Below are 17,952 nucleotides of genomic sequence, written 5' to 3'. Positions count from 1 at the left end.
GATCGCCGCCATCAGCATCCCGCGCTCCCGCGGCTCGGTGGGCGCCCACGCCCACTGGAGCAGCCGGGCGGAGACGGGTCACCGTCGACTACGGTCGGCCCCCGGCCGGGATGGTGCCGAACGCGTGCCGAACGCGTGCCGAACGCGAGACCGACCAGCCACAGGCCGAGCATGCCGACCGGCAGTACGGGGAGCGGTACGGCGAGCAGTCCGGCCAGGTCGCCGGTCGCGTAGGAGAACCCGGTGGCGTGGTAGTCGCCGTCGCCGTCGCCATTGCTACCGCTATCGCCGTCGCCGTACTCGACGGGTAAGGCGGCGCCGATGCGGTGGCTGCCGCCGATCGGCGAGTCCTCGGTCACCGTTCGGCCGTCGTCGGAGCGGAACCCTCCGGCACAGGAGGTGATCAGGTGGGGCTTGGCCGGGTTGTCTCCCCAGCAGCGGTCGGCGGTCAGCTTGCCCGGCCGGCCGCTCGTCCCGGCCGCGTAGGCGAACGAGGTCGCTGCCGCCCAGGACGCCCAGGACGCCGAGGGCGACGACGGCGACACCGAGCGCGAGCACCGTCAGGAAGGTCATGTCCCAGCACTGCGGGCGGCGCCGCTCGGCCGCAGTGATCCGGGCCGGTGCCGGTCCGGAGGTGCGCGCGGTTCGGGCCCGTCCGGAGCTCGTCGCCGACCTGTTCTTCCTGCTCATGCCCTGGTTCCTCGGGGTCGTGCCGTCCTCGGGCGGGCGGGCGGGCGGGCGGGCGGGCGGGCGGGCGGGCCGCCGGGCCGCCGGGGCGGACGGGGCGGTCGGGTCTTCGGCTGTGGGCCCGGGGGCGAGGGCTGGGGGGAGCGCTGGTCCTGGGTCGACTCGCCGTGGTCGTGGCGGAGTTGGCGGGGCCGGGTGGCGCCGGCGGGCGTGACTCGAGGGTGCCGGCGGTGCTGGCGGTGCCGGCGGTCAGAGCTTGTCGGCCGCGCGGACCCGGTGGAGGTGGATCAGCAGGTCGTAGTTGGCGCTGAGGGCGAGGGTGGGCAGCGGGTCGCGGCGGAAGGTGGTACCGGCGTCGTAGGTCGGTCGGGCGGTCGCCAGCCAGGCGCGGGCCGCGGGCGGGGCTTGGCGCAGGTCGAGGTAGAAGTCGCGGGGGCGGACCCGGTCGAGGAAGTACTCGTTCATGCCCAGCGTCGCCGGCGGCACGGTGGCGCTCCGCCAGCCGTCGGCGAACGGGTCGGCCTCGGTGAGGAAGGAGCCGCCGCCGAAGGTGAAGCCGATGCTGACGTAGTCGGCGCCGAGCGCGTCGCGCAGCAGGGAACCCTCCGTCCGGGGGTACAGCGCGGGGTCGGACGACACGAAGCCGACGTGCCCGTTGTGCGCCGAGAGCAGCACCTTGCCGCCGAGGCGGCGCTGCCACCACAGGGTGTTGTCCGCCATCGCCCGGTCACGGAGCACCTGCGCGGCGGTGACGGAGGAGCCGTCCTCGGTCCGCACGGTGCAGAAGGCGAAGGTGCGGGCGATGTTCCGGGCGTGCAGGACGGCCCAGTCGTACTCCTCGTCGCCGTCCCGGCCGGCCGCGGCGACCAGCTCCAGCGCCTGCTGCGCCAGGTCCGCGTTGCGCTGCCGCTCGGGCAGCTGGGTCCGGGTCAGGTAGCCGATGACGTCGCCGAACGGCCGCAGGCCGGCGTACAGCTGCTCGACGCCCGACAGGGAGGCCGGGGCGGCCTTCCGCAGGTAGGCGGTGACCTCGGCGAAGGGCTGGTCGCCGATCCCGGGGAAGCCGAGGTCGGTGCCCACGAAGTGGACCGGGTGCTGCGGCCCGCTGCCGTTGTAGGCGCGCATCCAGCCGATCAGGTCGGCGAACTCCCGCCGCTGCCAGGGCGATCCGGCCATGACCCGGCGGACCAGCCGCTGGGCGTCGTCGTCGCCCTGACCCTGCACGAAGGCGTCGATCTGCAGGCCCGCCGACCAACTGGCCTCCAGGGCGAAGGTGGTGAAGCCCTTCTCCTCGACCAGGTAGCGGAACACCCGGTGCTTCATGGTGAAGAACTCGTGCGAACCATGGGTGGCCTCGCCGAGGCCGACGACCCGGGCGTCGCCGATCATCGCGCCCAGCGCCCGTAGGCCGCCGGCCGGGGCGTCGGGCTCGGTGGAGCGCAGGAGGTGGGCGATCCGGTCCAGGTCCGCGGAGACGGTCGCCGACTGCGGGGCCGGGCCCGTCACCGATGCGGCCCTGGCCGTTCCCGGGGTGAGCAGCGCGGCGGTGGCGGCGACTGCGGTGCCCGTGGTGGCGGGCAGCACGGTCCGGCGGGCGATCGGCTTCAGGGTCACGGTCATGATGGCTACTCCTCGGCTCATGGGTTCGACCTGGGTCGGTCGCGGGGGCGATCGGTTCGTGCGGGTCGATCGGTTCAACTCGTCCGGCCGCCCTGGCCGGTGAGAGAATCCTCCGCCGAGGAGGGGGTGCGGCGCGCTGGGGCGGGCCGCCAGGTTTCCCGGGGGGCAACCCCACCCGCCCCGGGCCCTTGGGGGCACCGGGACGGTTCCCCTAGGGTCACCTGGACGGGTGGGCGAACTGCTGGTAACGGGCGGCGCACCCGCATTGCCACCGGTCTGGCCACTCTGGCTGAGGGGTGTTCGGGCGGCGGGGGCGGGTGCCGCCGGTTCCGTCCTGGGACGGGCCGGGGGCCGTCGGTTCCTTCCAGGGTCGGGCCGGAGGTGCCGTTGGACGGGCCGTTCGCGGTGGCCTTGGCGACGGCGTCGAGGGCGGCGTGGCGTACGGCCGCGTCGCCGATCGCGTGGGTGGCGGTCGGCACCCCGGCCCGGTGCAGTTCCTCGATCACCCGGGCGTAGTGACGCCGAGTCGGGCCAGAAGGAGTGGGTGGACTCCCCGTGGCAGTCCGGGCGTTCCAGCCAGGCGGTGCCGTTGTCGATGGTGCCGTCCGTGAACAGCTTGACGCCGTCCACCCGCCACAACTTCCCGCCCCAGCCCTGGAGTTCGACCAGGGTGCGCAGTCCGTCCGGGTCCACGCAGGGCTGGCACCAGGGGGCGATCCGCAGCCGCACCGGCAGTCGGCCCGCCTCGTCCAGCTCGGTGTAGAGGTCGAGGCTGTCCCCCGCCCGTGTCCATCGCGTGGCCGCCGGTGAGACCGTTCGCCGCCATGGCGCGCAGGACGGCCGCCAGGCGCTCGCGGCGCTCGGCGCGGGTGGGTTGCGGGGCGGCACGCTCGACCGGCTCGCAGGCCGCGTCCTCCAGCAGCAGCCGGGTCTGTACGGTGGCCGCTGTGGTCTACGCGGTCATGGCGCGGAGGACGGTGCTGCGCCGGAGGGGTTGAGGCCGAGGGCAGTTGGGGCGGTTGACCAGCGCGCAGGAAGTCGGCCAGTCCGACTTCCTGCGCGGGCCTGTTTTGGGCCCGCCCGGTGTGGGACTGCCTGTGGTGGTTGCGGGTGCGGGGTTGGGTCGCCTCCTGGTGTTGCGGGGGCGTTTGGGTGGGGGACGGGAAGTCAGTGGGTTCGACGTCCTGTGTCGGCGTTGGCCTCCGGGGTTCGGGGACCGTGCTGGGTGGGCCTGGGTGGGCGTGCTTCCGGGAGTTGGGGCGTGGCGCAGGAAGTCGGCCGGCTCGACTTCCTGCGCTGGGGTCTTGGATGTGGGTCGGCCTGGTTGGGGGTGGGGGCTGTCCTCCTGGTGTCGGGGTCGTTTGGGCAGGGCACGGGAGGTGGCAGGTCCGGGCTGAGGGTGAGGTGGCGGGGCGCCGTCGTCGTGGTGGAGGGGGTGACCGGGGCGGGGCGAATGCAGTGGGTGAGCTGGGGGCATCGGGGGCCGGGGTGGTGCTCCGGCTTGCCTCGGGGAGGGGGTGGGAATGTCGTGCCGGGTGGGGTTGGTGAATGGTGCTGTGCCCCAGGGGAGTTGCTCTGCCCGGCCGATCGTCTGCCCCCGCGTTCGGCGTTGGATGTCGGAGATCTCGGTTATGGTGCGGACCGGCGGTGCCTGGCCATCGCAGGGCGGGCGCGAGGGGAGGGGCGTCATGATCGGCGTCATCGATGATGGTTCGCGCGAGGCCGAGGGGCGGGACGGTGAGGGCATCCAGTGGCTGGCGGACGCGGGCGGGGAAGTGGCCGGGGTGGTGTTCGCCCGGGGGATCCGGCCTGAGGAACTCGCCCGTCGGATGGGGGCCGACCCGGCCGAGGTGACCGGGCCGATCAGCGGCAGGGAGATCTGGGACCTGGACATCGAGGTCTACCGCCCCGGCGATGACGGCGACGGCGTGATCCGGGTCGGCGAGGCGGACGGCTGGTCCTTCGCGATCGAGTACGGGGACTCCACCGGCGGTGAACTGCTCACCGAGATAGCGCGTGAGGGCGTGGAGGTGGTCCACTTCCGCCCGATGCCGGAGCAGCCGCCGGCTCTGCTCGACTACGCCCGGGACGGCGCCGTGTTGTGCGGCTTCGGCCTCGGCCAGGAGCGCTGGCGCTGGGGGCAGCAGCCGGACCTGCTCGTGCCGGAGCTGGTCGCCGCCAATGTCCTGGAGGCGGACGGCGTCACCTCTTGCGCGCCTGGGAGTTCGCCCTGCGCGGGCCTGCGGCAGCGGAGCCTCGGCGCGGTCGGGCGGCGGTTCGGGCTGCGCCTGCCCCCGGCGGTACTGGGCGAGGTGCGGTTGCCGGCGTACGTGGTGCGCGGTAGGCCGGGGCTGGAACTGAGCTGAGCTGAGAGAGCGAGGGGCGGTCATGGCGGAGGTCCTTCCCGGGCCCCACCGGAGGGGCCCTGTCGACCGCCATCCTCACCCGCCACCACCCGCCCGCACATGTGCCGATCGGCAGGTTCCGGCGACCGATTTCCCCAGGCCAGGCTGCCGATCGGCCTACTGACCCGGCGCCGGGGGCGATGTCAGGGGCAGGCGGTAGGGTCCGAGTCCAGGGGTGCCGCTGACGCCGGTTTCGATCGCCGGGCCCGGGGCACGTACCTCGACCGGGGCGTGTACCTCGACCGGAGGGTGTTCGCCCCGGTGGATGATTCCCCTTCGTGTAGGGGAGTGGGCCGCCCTTTCGGCTGGGGCGGTCGTCCTGCGGCGGCCGGCGGGCTGCTAGTGGACGGGGCTGCTCCGTCGGACCGTCTGGCCGGCGCGGCCCGGGTGGGAGGCCGCTGCGGCGTCAGGCGGCGAGCCCTGCCGTGCGTACCCGGGCGGCGGACCGGGAGAGGCGCAGGGCCGCGGTCAGGCTCGGGCAGAAGCCCAGGGCGCAGGTGGCGAGCAGGGCGGTGGGGGTGAGCCCGGAGGAGAGCACCGTGACGGCCAGGGCGATCGCCGGGGTGAGGAGGAGCGGCGAGAGCAGGAGCAGTGCCGCCTGGCGCTTCTCGCGCCGGGTCCACTGCCGGGACCTGCTGACCCGGACGGCGGCCAGGACGGCCGAGGCGAACCCGAGTACGGGCCCGGCGACCGGGATCAGCGCCAGTGGCAGGGCGAGCACGGCGAGGGCCAGGGTGAGGTTGGTCCGGCCCGCCGGCTCCGGGGCGGGCGGTGTCTGACCCTCCTCGGCGAGGGCGGCGTCGGCGATCTGCCGGGGGGTGCCGAGCTGTTCCAGGACGGCGCGGACGGTGGCCTCGGTGAGCGGGGTGTCGGTGAGCGAGATCTCGATGTGCTCGCGCAGGTCGGCCAGCAGTTCGCGGCGGCGTTCCGGCGGCAGGGTGGCGGTGCTGCGGGCGACCGCGTCGAGGTGAGCGCGGACCAGGGGGTGCTCGATGGGGTTGTTCACGGGTGGTCTCCTGGGGCGAGGACGTGGTCGACGGTGGCACGGAAGGCGGGCCACAGCGCGGTGAACTCCTCCAGCGCGCTCCGCCCGGCTTCCGTGAGGGTGTAGTACCGGCGGGACGGGCCGCTGGCCGAGTCGCGCAGGAAGGTGTCCGCGAGCCCGGCGCGGCGCAGCCGGGACAGCAGGGGGTAGATGGTGCCCTGGCTGGTCGCCAGTGTCGGGTACCGGCCGAGCTCCTGGAGCAGTTCGACCCCGTAGCGCGGGCCGTCGCGCAGCAGCGCGAGGACGCAGTACTCCAGGACTCCCTTGCGCAGCTGAGTCGCGACCGGGCCGTCGGGCGAGCCGGGCGAACCGGACGAACCGGGTGGAACGTCAGGCTCGGGGCTTGCGGTGCCAGGTACCATGCAATGCAAGATAGCAGGCAACGCAAGGTAGTGCACGCACGGCGATGCGGCGGGACATCGGCCCGCTACGCCTCCTGCTACGCCTCCTGCTGTGACGGCTACGCCTCCCGCTGTGACGGCTGCGACGCCCGAGGCGGCTGCGACGCCCGCGAAGGCCGCCACCCCGCCAGGTGCTCGGCCAGCACGGCGCCCGGATCCGCCGTGGTGTCCCGCAAGGCGACCATCGCGGCGGTGATCACGTCGCACAGCTCGCCCTGCAGATCGGCCATCGAGTGGCTGACCCCCTTGCGCGGATTGGCCCCGAGCACGCCGAGCAGTGCCTCGGCGACCTCCCCGGCCTCCTCCTGGATCTTCACCACCTGTAGGGGCAGCAGCGGCAGTCCGAGGCTGTCCCGGTGGTCGGAGAGGTGGCGGTGGATGTCGTCGACCACCGCCCACTCATGGGTCCGCCCGACCGCCAGTCGGGCCTCCAGCTGGCGCAGGTAGCCCTTGAGCGCGGGCGGCACCTTCATCCGCTGCGCCTCGGCGAACGGGACCAGCCGCAACTCCTGGCCCTCGCCGAGGACCAGCTCGGCCGGGTCGACGTCGACCTGGGCGTGGAAGGCGCGCCGCCGGTGCCCCCGGTGGTCGGTCGCGGCCAGCACCGGGTGGAAGGGGAGTAGGCCGGGCACGTCCAGCCCGGTCTCCTCGCGCAGTTCGCGCACCGCCGTCCGGTACGGCGTCTCTCCGGGCTCGCGGTGGCCACCCGGGACCACCCAGTGGGCGGGCCACCGGATGTCCGGCTTGTCGTCGCGCAGTTGGAGCAGGATCTCCTGCCGGCTGGTGGTGATGAAGACGTCCACGCTGACGAAGTCGGTGTCGTCGCTCAACGCGCCCCCTGTTCGCGATCTGTCCGAGCCGTGCCCGCCGCCGGTCCACCACGGACCCGCAACGGACCGCAACGGAGCCTCCGTATGCCGAGGACGCAGCCACGACGCGCCGGCGACGCAGCCACGACGTATCCATGGCGCACCGGCGACGCACCGGCGACCGGCGGTAAGGCTGCCACCCCGTGGCCCGGTTGAATCCTCACCCGGTCGGCCGGTGGTAGCCCGTTCGGCGCACGCCCTCCGTCCGGAGACTCCGAGGGGCGTCGCCCAGCCCCGGCCCCTAGGGTCTGTGGTGCGCCGACGGTGCTGAGCGCCGGGGCGTACGCCTCCCCGGAGCACCAGGGCGTACGCCGTTCTGCCGCACGCCGGTGCGCTCGCCGGGCCGGTGCGGCAGCAGACCAGCCCGGCAGGCCAGCCCGGCGCCCCAGCCCGGCCAACCGAGAGGTGGACCGCCCCATGCACACCGTCGTCCGCGGCGCCGGCGCACTCGGCCTGGCCGCGCTGCTGATCGCCCCCCTCTCCGGTTGCCAGGGCGACAGCCGCTCCGCCGCCGAACCCGCGCCCAGCTCCCCGGCCACCGGTGCGAGCGCAACCGGACTGGCCGCCCAGCGGCTGGACTGGAAGCCCTGCCCGGCCCCGAGCGCCGCGCAGGGCGGCGGCACCGCGCCCGCGAGCGACTGGGAGTGCGCCACCCTCAAGGCCCCGCTGGACCACGCGAATCCCGACGGGAAGACCATCGACCTCGCGCTGATCCGCAGCAAGGCCAAGGACGAACAGCACCGGCTCGGCTCGCTGCTCTTCAACTTCGGCGGCCCCGGGGCGTCCGGCGTGGCCACCCTGCCCGCCCTGTCCTCGGTCTACGCCTCCCTCAACACCCGCTACGACCTGGTGAGTTTCGATCCGCGCGGCGTCGGCGACAGCGCCGGGGTGAAGTGCCTGGACGACCAGGGGATGGACGCCAACGCGGCCGTCGACGGCACCCCGGACACCCCCGCCGAGGTCAAGGCACTGGACGACAGCAACGCGCAGTTCGCCGCCGCCTGCGAGCACAACTCCGCCGCAGTGCTGCCGTACGTGGACACCGAGAGCGCCGCCCGGGACATGGACCTGATGCGGCAGGTCCTCGGCGACCGGAAGCTCTCCTACTTCGGGATCAGCTACGGCACTCAACTCGGCGGTGTCTACGCGCACTTGTTCCCGCAGGAGGTCGGCCGGATGGTGCTGGACTCGGTGGTCGACCCGACCAAGGACCCGCAGCAGAACGCGCTCGGCCAGGCCCAGGGCTTCCAACTCGCCCTGGACGACTTCATGAAGGCCTGTGCCACCCAGGACGCGGCCGCCTGCCCGACCGGCGCCGGCGGCGCCGAGGGCACCGCGCGGATCACCGACCTGCTGCAGAAGATCGCGCAGTCGCCGCTGCCCACCAGCAGCGGACGCAAGCTCACCGAGAGCCTGGCCGTCACCGGCATCGCCAGCGCCCTGTACAGCCGGCAGGCCTGGCCCGCGCTGGCCTCCGGGCTCACCGAGGCGATGCAGGCGGGGACCGGCGACACCCTCCTCCAGCTCGCCGACGCGCTGCTCGGGCGCGATCCGCAGGGCCACTACAACAACCTCAACGCGGCCAACCGGGCGATCAGTTGCGTGGATGCCCGGCAGCGCTACTCCGACCAGGACGTCGAGCAGGAGTTGCCGCAGTTCCGCACCGCCTCCCCGGTGTTCGGCGACTTCACCGCCTGGGGTCTGACCGGCTGCACCGGCTGGCCCGTCGCCGGCAAGACCGACCACCCGGAGGTCTCCGCGCAGGGCGCCGCCCCGATCCTGGTGGTCGGCACCACCGGGGACCCGGCCACTCCGGTCGAGGGCGCCCGCACCATGGCGCAGCAGCTGGGCTCGGGCGTCGGCATCACCGTCACCCTCAACGGCGAGGGCCACGGCGGCTACAACACCGGTAACCCGTGCCTGAAGAAGACCGTGGACGCCTACCTGCTGGACGGTACGGTACCTTCCGACGGGACCACCTGCAGCTGAGAAGTGGACCACTGGAAGTTGATTCGATTGGCCCTGGATACCGGTCCAATCCGGCCCTAAGATCATCCACGTGAACAAGAACGAGAACAAGAGCGCGCACGAGAACGAGATCGTGAACACCGGGGCCACCAAGGTCGACTTCTACTTCGACCCCGTCTGCCCCTTCGCCTGGATCACCTCCCGGTGGATCCTGGAGGTCGCCCGCCAGCGCGAACTCGACCTCACCTTCCGGGTGATGAGCCTGTCCGTCCTCAACGAGGGCCGCACCGACCTGCCGGAGCGCTACCAGCGCCTGATGACCACCGGCTGGGGCCCCGTCCGGGTCTGCATCGCCGCCGCCGAACAGTACGGCCAGCACGTGCTGCGCGACCTCTACACCGAGCTCGGCACCCGCTTCCACGACCAGGACCGGCCCGCCGACGACACCGTCATCCGCGAGGCCCTGGTGGCGGCCGGACTGCCCGAGGAACTCGCCGAGGCGGCCACCAGCACCGCGTACGACATCGCGCTGCGCAAGAGCCACCACGAGGGCATGGACCCGGTCGGTGAGGAGGTCGGCACCCCGACCATCCACGTGGACGGGGTGGCCTTCTTCGGCCCGGTGCTGAGCGCGATCCCGCGCGGGGAGGACGCGCTGCGGGTCTTCGAGGGCGTCCGCCTGCTGGCCGGCTACCCGAAGTTCTTCGAGCTCAAGCGGACCCGGACGGACTCGCTCGACTTCTCCTGAGGAGCGGCTCCTCCCGAGGGGTGCCCCGGCCCCACCCGGGGCACCTCTGGACGTCCGACAGCCGACGTCCGACGGCCGACGGCGGTGCCGTCCGGGGCTCCGGCTCCCGTCCTGGGCCGCAGGGGCGACCATGGAGGGGTGGGCCCTGAGCGGGGAGTCCGTGCGGGGCCGGCGGGTGAGGCCCGGCGGCGCCCGAGAGGCGGTGAGCGTGGATGATCGGACGAACGAGTCTGCGCGCTGACCGCCACCCGGCGACCCCGCCCGGCCGAGGCCCCGGCCGGTGGCCCGACCCGCCCGGCCGTGGTGGAGGCCCCGGTGGCGGAGGTCCTGGTGGCGGTGGCCCTGGTGGCGGCTCGAACCGCGGCCCCGGCGGAGGTCCGAACCGGGGCCCCGGCGGCACCCCGCCCAAGCCGCCGCCCCCCGCGCTGCGCCGCTGGCTGCTGCCCGTCGCCGTGCTGGTGACCCTGCTGCTCCTGGTGCTGCTCGCCAAGCCCAGCCCGGTCGGCCCCCGCTACGGCTACACCGACCTGCTCAACCGGGTCGACGCCGGCCAGGTCCAGACCGTGGACGTCAGCGACACCGGCGGGGTGTCCGGCACGCTCAAGGACGGCACCCACTTCACCAGCCAGCTCCCGACCGCCCTGGACACCTCCCAGCTCAGCCGGGCGCTCTCCGGCCAGCACGTGAGCGTCACCGGCAGCCGCGCCAGCGGGGGCAGCTCGATCTGGTCCACCCTGCTGCTGTTCCTGCCGCTGCTGATCTTCGGCGGGCTGTTCCTGTGGTCCGGCCGGATGGCGGCGCGCTCGCTCGGCGGCGGGCTGAGCGCGATCGGCCGCTCCCGGGCGAAGATCATCGAGGCCGAGCGGCCCGCCACCGGCTTCGCCGACGTGGCCGGGTACGAGGGGGTGAAGCAGGAGGTCAGCGAGGTGGTCGACTTCCTGCGCAGCCCGGAACGCTACGCCGCCGCGGGGGCCAAGGGGCCGCGCGGAGTGATCATGGTCGGTCCACCGGGCACCGGCAAGACGCTGCTCGCCCGGGCGGTCGCCGGCGAGGCCTCCGTACCCTTCCTGTCCGTCACCGGCTCCGGCTTCGTGGAGATGTTCGTCGGCGTCGGCGCGTCCCGGGTCCGCGACCTGTTCGACGAGGCCCGCAAGCGCGCCCCGTCCATCGTCTTCATCGACGAGATCGACGCCGTCGGCGGTCGACGCGCGGGCGGCAGCCGGATCGGCGGCAACGACGAGCGCGAGCAGACCCTCAACCAGCTGCTCTCCGAGATGGACGGCTTCGACCAGAGCACCGGGATCGTCGTCATCGCCGCCACCAACCGGCCGGACGCCCTCGACCCGGCCCTGCTGCGCCCCGGCCGCTTCGACCGGCAGGTCACCGTGCCGCTGCCCAACCAGGCCGAGCGGGCGGCCATCCTCGCCGTCCACACCCGCGGCAAGACCCTCGCCCCGGAGGCCGACCTGGACCGGATCGCCCGCGGCACCCCGGGCTTCTCCGGCGCTGACCTCGCCAACCTGGTCAACGAGGCCGCCATCAACGCCGTGCGCGCCGAACGGTCCACCATCACCGCCGCCGACCTCGACGACGCCCGCGACCGGGTGCTGCTCGGACGCCGGGAGTCCTCCAACGCGCTGCTGCCCGAGGAGCGGCACGCCGTCGCCGTGCACGAGTCCGGGCACGCGCTGACCGCCGCGCTGTGCCGGCACGCCGACCCGGTCGCCAAGGTGACCATCCTCCCGGCCGGGGTCGCCCTCGGCGCCACCGAACAGCTCCCCGAGGCGGAGCGGCACCTGTACAGCGAGGGCTACCTGAACGACCTGATCACCGTCCAGCTCGGCGGGCGGGCCGCCGAACTGGTGGTCTTCGGCGAGGGCTCGACCGGCGCCGCCAACGACCTCGCCAACGCCACCTCGGTGGCCACCAGGATGGTCCGCGAGTTCGGCCTCTCCCCGGACATCGGACCGGTCGGCTACTCCAGCGGCTCCCCCCAGTACCTCGGCGACCACCCCGAGGACCTGCTGCGCCGCCCCTACTCCGAGCAGACCCAGCGCGCGGTGGACGAGGCGGTGGCCGCCCTGCTGCGCGGCGCCGAGCGCCGGGCCGTCGCGCTGCTGCGCGAACACCGGCACCACCTGGACGAGTTGGCGGCGCTGCTGGTCGCCCAGGAGACGGTGGACGGCCGCGTGGTGCTCGACATCCTCCGGCACCCGGCGCCGGAGGCGGGCGGAGGGCCGGGCCCGGCAGTCCCGTCCTGAGGGGCGCCCGGGGCCGTCCAGGGCCGGACCACGCCGGACGAGGCCGGACCACGCCGGACGAGGCCGGACGGGCCAGGGGGCGCCGCAGGCGCGGCCGCGGCCCGGGTGGATGATGTCGTGGTACCGACCCGAAGGAGCCGACCATGACCGAAACCCTGCCCGCGGACGTCCAGCGCGAGATCGCCCTGGCCCTCGGGGTGGTGCCCGTCACCGACCCCGCGAAGGAAGCCGAGCGCCGGGTGGCCTTCCTCGCCGACCAGCTGCGGGCCTCCGGCGCGCGCACCCTGGTGCTGGGCATCAGCGGCGGGGTGGACTCCACCACCACCGGTCGGCTCTGCCAGCTCGCCGTCGAGCGGCTGCGCGCCGAGGGGTACCAGGCCTCCTTCACCGCGATGCGGCTGCCGTACGGCGTCCAGGCGGACGAGGCCGACGCCCAGCGCGCCCTGGACTTCATCCGGGCCGACGAACTGCTCACCGTCGACGTCAAGCCCGCCACCGACGCCGCCTTCGACGCGCTGCTGACCGCCGGCCTCACCTTCCGCGACCACGCCCACGAGGACTTCGTGCGCGGCAACGTCAAGGCCCGCCAGCGGATGGTGGTCCAGTACGCGGCCGCGGGCGCCAGCGGCGGCCTGGTCGTCGGCACCGACCACGCCGCCGAGGCGGCCGTCGGCTTCTTCACCAAGTTCGGCGACGGCGCGGCCGACGTGATGCCGCTCTCCGGCCTGACGAAGCGTCAGGTCCGCGCGGTGGCGGCCCACTTGGGGGCGCCTGAGGAGCTGGTCGGCAAGGTCCCCACCGCGGACCTGGAGAACCTCGCCCCCGGCAAGCCCGACGAGGACGCGCTCGGCGTCGAGTACGACGACCTGGACGACTTCCTGGAGGGTCACCCGGTCAGCGAGCAGGTCTTCCGGACCGTCCTCGGCCACTACCGCCGCACCGAGCACAAGCGCGGCCTGCCGATCACCCCGGCCCAGGTGTGACCGACCCGGCCGGGCGGAACGCGCGGGCGGCCGGGGCGATCCTCGGGTCGGCGGTGGGCGACGCCCTCGGCGCGCCCTACGAGTTCGGCCCGGCCGGCGCCCTGTCTGCCCGCTTCCCGATCGGCGGGGGCGGAGCGGAACTCGTCGCTGGCGGCGGCTGGGAGCGCGGCGAGGCCACCGACGACACCCAGATGGCCGTCCTGGTCGCCGAATCCCTCCTCGAACGCGGGGAGTTGGACCTCCCGGACATCTTCGACCGGTTCCGCCGCTGGGCCGCCGCCGAACCCAAGGACATCGGCATCCAGACCGAGTCCGTGCTCACTGGCGGCCAGCCCTGGGACCTCGCCGCCGGCATCCACTTCAACACCACCCTGCGCGCCGCCGTCGACCTCGGCGGCGACACCGACACCGTCGCCGCCGTCACCGGCGGCCTGGCCGGCGCCCGTTACGGCCTGGCGGCCGTCCCGGCCCGCTGGACCGAGCCGCTGCACGTGCCCCTCCCGGGCTCCGGCGGACGCGTCCTGCGGGCGCCCGACCTGCTGCGGCTGGCGGAGCGGCTGGCGGCGTAGTCGGCCGGGCCGGCCCAGGAGCGGTTCCAGCGGCGGCCCGCCGGCCGGCCCTCGTACCCCGTGATCGTCCGCGCGGGCGGATCGTCACCGTACTACCGCGAACGGGGGCACCGTGCCGGATAGATGATCCGTTGATCGGTCGTCTACCGCCCCTGGCTACCGTGCGTCGCAGAACGAACCGGGCCCGACCACAGGAGCTTCCGCTGTCCAGGATCATCACCACCGCCCTGCCCGCGCACGGGCACGTCAGCCCTCTGCTGGCCATCTCCGCCGATCTCGCCGCGCGCGGCCACGAGGTGGTCTTCCTCGGTGGTTCGCGCTTCGCGGAGGCCGCCGGGCGGGCCGGGGTGCGCTTCGCCGCGCTGCCCGCCGACGCCGACTGGGACGACCGCGACCTCGACGCGTCGTTCCCGGGCCGGGCGGAGCTGCCGCCCGGCCCGGAGCGGATCGGCTTCGACGTGCGGCACATCTTCCTCGACCCGGTCCCGCACCAGTACCGGGCGCTGCTCGCGCTGTTGGCGGAGTTCCCGGCCGACGTGGTGATCGCCGACTCCTTCGTCCAGGGCGCGCTGCCGCTGGCGCTCGACCGGCCGCGGGCGGAGCGCCCGGCGCTGATCGGGGTCGGGACCACGCCGTCGATGCTGCCGAGCGTGGACACCGCGCCGTTCGGGCTGGCGCTGCCGCCACTGCCGGGGGAGGAGGGCCGGATCCGCAACCGCGCGCTGCAGGAGGAGATGGACCGGCGCGGCGAGCCGTTGCAGCGGTACGCGGAGAAGGTGTTCGCGGAGGTGGGCGTCCGGCTGCCGGAGGGCCCGCGCGGGCTGGTGGCGGCGACGGTGCCGGACGTGTTCCTGCAGCTGACCGTGCCGGGCTTCGAGTACCCGCGCGGCGACGCGCCCGCCTCCTACCGGTTGATCGGCGGGCTGCCGGGGAAGGTCGGCGAGGAGCAGCCGCTGCCCGAGTGGTGGGCGGAGGTCACCGGGGAGCGGCCGGTCGTGGTGGTGACCCAGGGCACGCTGGCCAATGACGACCTGTCCGAGCTGGTCGCGCCGACGGTCCGCGCGCTGGCCGAGCGGGACGTCCTGGTGGTGGCGGCCACCGCCCGTCCGGACGGTCCGCAGGTGCTGACCGAGCTGCTGGGCGGGCGGCTGCCGGGCAACGTCCGCGCCGCCGGGTACGTGCCGTTCGACCGACTGCTGCCCCACACCGACGTGCTGGTGAGCAACGGCGGCTTCGGCGGGGTTCAGACGGCGCTGCGGTACGGGGTGCCGCTGGTGGTGGCGGGCGCGAGCGAGGACAAGCCGGAGGTGGCGGCCCGGGTGCAGTGGGCGGGCGTCGGGCTGGACCTGCGCACCGGCCGCCCGGAGCCGGAGGCGGTCGGCCGGGCGGTGGAGCGGGTGCTCGGCGAGGGCCGGTTCCGCGAACGGGCCCGCGCGCTGGGCGCGGAGTTCGCGGAGTACCGGCCGTTCGACACCATCGCCGAGCTGGTCGAGACGCTCTGACGACCGTCGTGGTGGCAGGGGCTGCCGGGACGTTCCGTCAGCTGCCGTCGCCGTCCGCGTCCGCCTCCGGGGTGGGCGCGGCGGCGCCGCCCTTGCTGATGCCGAGCTTGGCCTCGGCCGTCGTCCAGTCGGTGGCGATCGCCTGCTGCGCGGCGGTCAGGGTGACCTGGCCCTTGCAGATCGCGGTGTGCAGGTGGGTCTCCACCGAGTCCTTGGGGTTGTTGGGGCCCTTGCCCGGGACGTGCCCGGGGGAGGGCGGCTGGATCCAGAGGTTGCGCGGGTCGTTGGGGTCGCCGCCGAGCTGGAGGCTGATCAGGTGGTCGTACTCGGCGTCGCCCATCGGCCCGCTGTAGCCGTAGGACTTGGCGTTCTCGGCCTTCTCCTTGCCGGTGATGTTGACCGGCGGACGGATGGTCGAGGTGTAGCCGCCCGGCTTGCAGATGGTGTCGTTGATGTTGCCCTGGTTGACGGCCGGGCTGATCGCGCCGGGGGTGCAGTTCGGGTCGGGCAGCGGCTGCTTGTCCGCGGTGTAGCGGTAGTGGCAGCTACCCGCGGCGGGCTGCGGCTGGGCGTCGTAGGAGTTCTTCGGACCGGGGCCGGTCACGATCGCGGCCGGGACGGGCTGGGCGGCGTCGCCCGGGGCCGCCGGGGCGGAGGTGCGGGCGCCGGCGTGGGAGCTCTCCTTGGCGTGCGAGCCGCCCTTGGCGGTCTGGCCGCCGCCGGACGAGCAGCCGGCGGCTGCGGCGAGCAGGACGGCCGCGGCTATGGCGAGGGCGCCTCGGGCGGGAGCCGGCACGGAGTTCCTCCAGGTCGTTGCGGTAGTACGGGCGGCCGGCCGGCGAGGTGCCGGAGGCCGCGTCAGCGGACACTACCGTGTCGAGGAGGCCGAAGGGGTGACGCAGGGTCCGGCGAGGGAGGACCGTCACGGGCGCGCGGAATCGTTTCCGCGACCCGAGCGGACGTCAGTACGTGACCCGAACGGGCGGCAGTGCACGACCCGAACGGGATCTCGGTGCACGACCCGAACGGATGTCAGGACGCGCCCCGAGGGACCTCAGTACCGGCGCAGCGTCTCGATCCAGTCGGTGATCAGGTCCTCCAGCACGCCCAGCGGCAGGCTGCCGTGGCCGATCACCTCGTGGTGGAACTCCCGGACGTCGAAGCGCCCGCCGAGCGCGGCCTGCGCCCGCTCCCGGTGCCGGACGATCTCCCGACGGCCGATCAGGTAGCCGGTGGCCTGGCCGGGCCAGGCGATGTAGCGGTCGATCTCGTTGCGGACGTTGGCCTCGGGGGTGGCGGTGTTGTCCCGCATGAAGGCCATCGCCCGCTCCCGGGACCAGCCGTAGTGGTGCAGTCCGGTGTCCACCACCAGGCGCACCGCGCGCAGCGCGTCCATCGAGAGCATGCCGAAGCGGGACAGCTCCGAGCTGTACAGGCCCATCTCGTCGGCCAGCCGCTCGGTGTACAGGCCCCAGCCCTCGACGTGCGCGGTCAGCTGGGCGCTCGGCTGCTGCCGGAAGCGCGGCAGCCCGGTCAGGGCGCGGGCGAGCGCGAGCTGCAGGTGGTGGCCGGGCACGCTCTCGTGGAAGGCGATCGCCTCGTACTCGTAGCTGAACCGGCTCTCCGGGTTCAGCGTGTTGATCCAGTGGGTGCCGGGCCGCCCGCCCGGGCCCGGCGGCTGGTAGTAGGCCAGCGGCGCGGTCTCGGCCTCCAGCGGGTCGATCTCCCTGGTCACGCAGTCCGCGATCGGGTACGGGCGGAACCAGTCGGCCGAGGCGTGCCGGGCGCGCTCCAGGGCGGCGTCCACCAGGGCGACGATCTCGGCCGCGCTGCCGAAGCGCAGCGACCGGTCCTGGCGCAGCGCGGTCAGTACGGCGTCGGTGCCGTTGACGCCGAGCACCTTGCCGCCCAGCTCGGCGAGCTCCTCGCGCAGCGCCGCCACCGTCTCCAGGCCGATCCGGTGTATCTCCTCCGGGGTCAGCCCGGGGCGGGTGTAGCGGCCGACGGCGTCGACGTAGCCGTCGGCGCCGCCGGGCACGTGGCAGACCCCCGCCTCGGTGTCCGGGCGGGCGCCCGGGGCCAGCCGCTGGGCCAGCCCGGCCCGGTAGCGGGCCACGGCCGGGCGGACGCCGTCGCGCACGATCGCCCGGGCCCGCTCGAACTCCGGGCGGCCCTGGAGCGGGCGCAGCAGCTGGTCGGCGGTGGGGTCGGCGGCCAGGTGGCCGTCCAGCTGGGTGATCGCGGCGTCCACGCCGCTGCGCAGCGGGTGCCGGCCCTCGGCGGCGGCGTCCAGGCCCACCTGCAGCACGGCGTCGAAGTAGCCGGGCAGGCCGGCCAGCCGCTCCAGGTAGGCGTCGGCGCCCTCCTGGTCGACGGCGGTCATGGCGAGCGAGCTGAACACCGTGTTGTGCGGGGCGACGATGGTCGCGGAGATGCTGAAGTCGGCCAGCCCGTGGGCGATCCGGCCGCTGTCGTTGTCGATCAGCCGGGCGAGCACCCGGTGGGTGATGCGGTCCTCGCCGGTCAGCCCGTCCAGCGGGATCGCGGCCAGCCGGGCGCCGAAGCCCTGGAGCACCTCGCGGTGGCGCAGCGCGGCCGCCCGGGACGGGTCGGGCACCTCGTGGGCGTAGCCCTCGGTGCCGGCGAGGGTCGCCTCGAAGGGGTCGTGGGCGTTCTCGGCGGCGAAGAACTCTTCGGCGAGCGCGGCGAGTTCGGCCTGTGGCGCGGCGTCGGCCCCGGCTTTGGGAGCGGAGCCGATCTGCTGGGTGGGGTCGGCGGGCTGAGCGGGCATCGGGTGCTCCCGGGTCCGGTGTGGTCAGTGCGACACGGGTTCCCTGGTGCGGCCCGATCGGACCGATTATTCGGAGTCGGCGACGGCGCGGTCAACACACGGC

At 74.2% G+C, this 17,952-nt stretch carries 14 protein-coding genes and 1 pseudogene; 7 read left to right on the top strand and 8 right to left on the bottom strand.

Annotated features, from left to right (window positions below; translation table 11 throughout):
• Positions 1-11 precede the first annotated feature (11 nt).
• The 3 genes and pseudogenes from ACFWIS_RS25140 to ACFWIS_RS25130 form a co-directional block, all read right to left on the bottom strand.
• On the bottom strand, positions 12-545 hold the full coding sequence (locus ACFWIS_RS25140; protein WP_380460951.1) for a hypothetical protein: 534 nt from the start codon (positions 543-545) through the stop codon (positions 12-14).
• 391 nt (positions 546-936) lie between these two features.
• Entirely contained in the window at positions 937-2,307 is a 1,371-nt protein-coding gene (locus ACFWIS_RS25135; protein ID WP_380460950.1) for an erythromycin esterase family protein, read from the bottom strand.
• Positions 2,308-2,696: 389 nt separating this feature from the next.
• Positions 2,697-3,238, bottom strand: a pseudogene (locus tag ACFWIS_RS25130) (amidohydrolase family protein); the annotation flags it as partial.
• A gap of 757 nt (positions 3,239-3,995) precedes the next feature.
• Between ACFWIS_RS25130 and ACFWIS_RS25125 the strand changes: the two are divergent.
• The gene (locus ACFWIS_RS25125; protein ID WP_380460948.1) at positions 3,996-4,673 is read left to right on the top strand and encodes a DUF6461 domain-containing protein; all 678 of its coding nucleotides are present in this window, start codon (positions 3,996-3,998) and stop codon (positions 4,671-4,673) included.
• A 445-nt stretch (positions 4,674-5,118) separates the two neighbouring features.
• Here the strand turns inward: ACFWIS_RS25125 and ACFWIS_RS25120 are convergent, their stop codons facing one another.
• The 3 genes from ACFWIS_RS25120 to ACFWIS_RS25110 form a co-directional block, all read right to left on the bottom strand.
• The gene (locus tag ACFWIS_RS25120) at positions 5,119-5,718 is read right to left on the bottom strand and encodes an HAAS signaling domain-containing protein (RefSeq protein ID WP_380460946.1); all 600 of its coding nucleotides are present in this window, start codon (positions 5,716-5,718) and stop codon (positions 5,119-5,121) included.
• Entirely contained in the window at positions 5,715-6,119 is a 405-nt protein-coding gene (locus tag ACFWIS_RS25115) for a PadR family transcriptional regulator (RefSeq protein ID WP_380460944.1), read from the bottom strand. The genes ACFWIS_RS25120 and ACFWIS_RS25115 overlap by 4 nt, the downstream gene beginning before the upstream one ends.
• Before the next feature lie 98 nt (positions 6,120-6,217).
• Positions 6,218-6,988, bottom strand: a complete 771-nt coding sequence (locus ACFWIS_RS25110; protein WP_380460942.1) for an NUDIX domain-containing protein — start codon at positions 6,986-6,988, stop codon at positions 6,218-6,220.
• 456 nt (positions 6,989-7,444) lie between these two features.
• Here ACFWIS_RS25110 and ACFWIS_RS25105 point away from each other — a divergent pair, with 456 nt between their 5' ends.
• From ACFWIS_RS25105 to ACFWIS_RS25080, 6 genes are all read left to right on the top strand, one after another.
• The gene (locus ACFWIS_RS25105; protein WP_380460940.1) at positions 7,445-9,016 is read left to right on the top strand and encodes an alpha/beta hydrolase; all 1,572 of its coding nucleotides are present in this window, start codon (positions 7,445-7,447) and stop codon (positions 9,014-9,016) included.
• 109 nt (positions 9,017-9,125) lie between these two features.
• Positions 9,126-9,743, top strand: a complete 618-nt coding sequence (locus ACFWIS_RS25100; RefSeq protein WP_380460991.1) for a disulfide bond formation protein DsbA — start codon at positions 9,126-9,128, stop codon at positions 9,741-9,743.
• Between the two features lie 212 nt (positions 9,744-9,955).
• Positions 9,956-12,004, top strand: coding sequence for an ATP-dependent zinc metalloprotease FtsH (gene ftsH, locus ACFWIS_RS25095; RefSeq protein ID WP_380460938.1), 2,049 nt, complete (start codon positions 9,956-9,958; stop codon positions 12,002-12,004).
• Between the two features lie 143 nt (positions 12,005-12,147).
• The gene (nadE, locus tag ACFWIS_RS25090; protein WP_380460936.1) at positions 12,148-12,987 is read left to right on the top strand and encodes an ammonia-dependent NAD(+) synthetase; all 840 of its coding nucleotides are present in this window, start codon (positions 12,148-12,150) and stop codon (positions 12,985-12,987) included.
• A complete protein-coding gene (locus ACFWIS_RS25085) occupies positions 12,984-13,556 on the top strand; it encodes an ADP-ribosylglycohydrolase family protein (RefSeq protein WP_380460934.1) in 573 nt (190 codons plus the stop codon). The genes nadE and ACFWIS_RS25085 overlap by 4 nt, the downstream gene beginning before the upstream one ends.
• 161 nt (positions 13,557-13,717) lie before the next feature.
• Entirely contained in the window at positions 13,718-15,058 is a 1,341-nt protein-coding gene (locus ACFWIS_RS25080; protein ID WP_380460932.1) for a glycosyltransferase, read from the top strand.
• Positions 15,059-15,095: 37 nt separating this feature from the next.
• Here ACFWIS_RS25080 and ACFWIS_RS25075 read toward each other — a convergent pair whose 3' ends face one another.
• Both ACFWIS_RS25075 and ACFWIS_RS25070 read right to left on the bottom strand, forming a co-directional pair.
• Positions 15,096-15,854, bottom strand: coding sequence for a hypothetical protein (locus ACFWIS_RS25075; protein WP_380460930.1), 759 nt, complete (start codon positions 15,852-15,854; stop codon positions 15,096-15,098).
• A 258-nt stretch (positions 15,855-16,112) separates the two neighbouring features.
• Complete coding sequence (locus tag ACFWIS_RS25070) at positions 16,113-17,849, bottom strand: DUF885 domain-containing protein (RefSeq protein WP_380460928.1); 1,737 nt, start codon at positions 17,847-17,849, stop codon at positions 16,113-16,115.
• Positions 17,850-17,952 lie beyond the last annotated feature (103 nt).

The organism is Kitasatospora sp. NPDC127060, from assembly GCF_042724935.1.
Lineage (GTDB): Bacteria > Actinomycetota > Actinomycetes > Streptomycetales > Streptomycetaceae > Kitasatospora.
The sequence above is the reverse complement of the archived record's forward strand: the minus strand, read 5'-3'. Positions and strand labels throughout refer to the sequence as shown.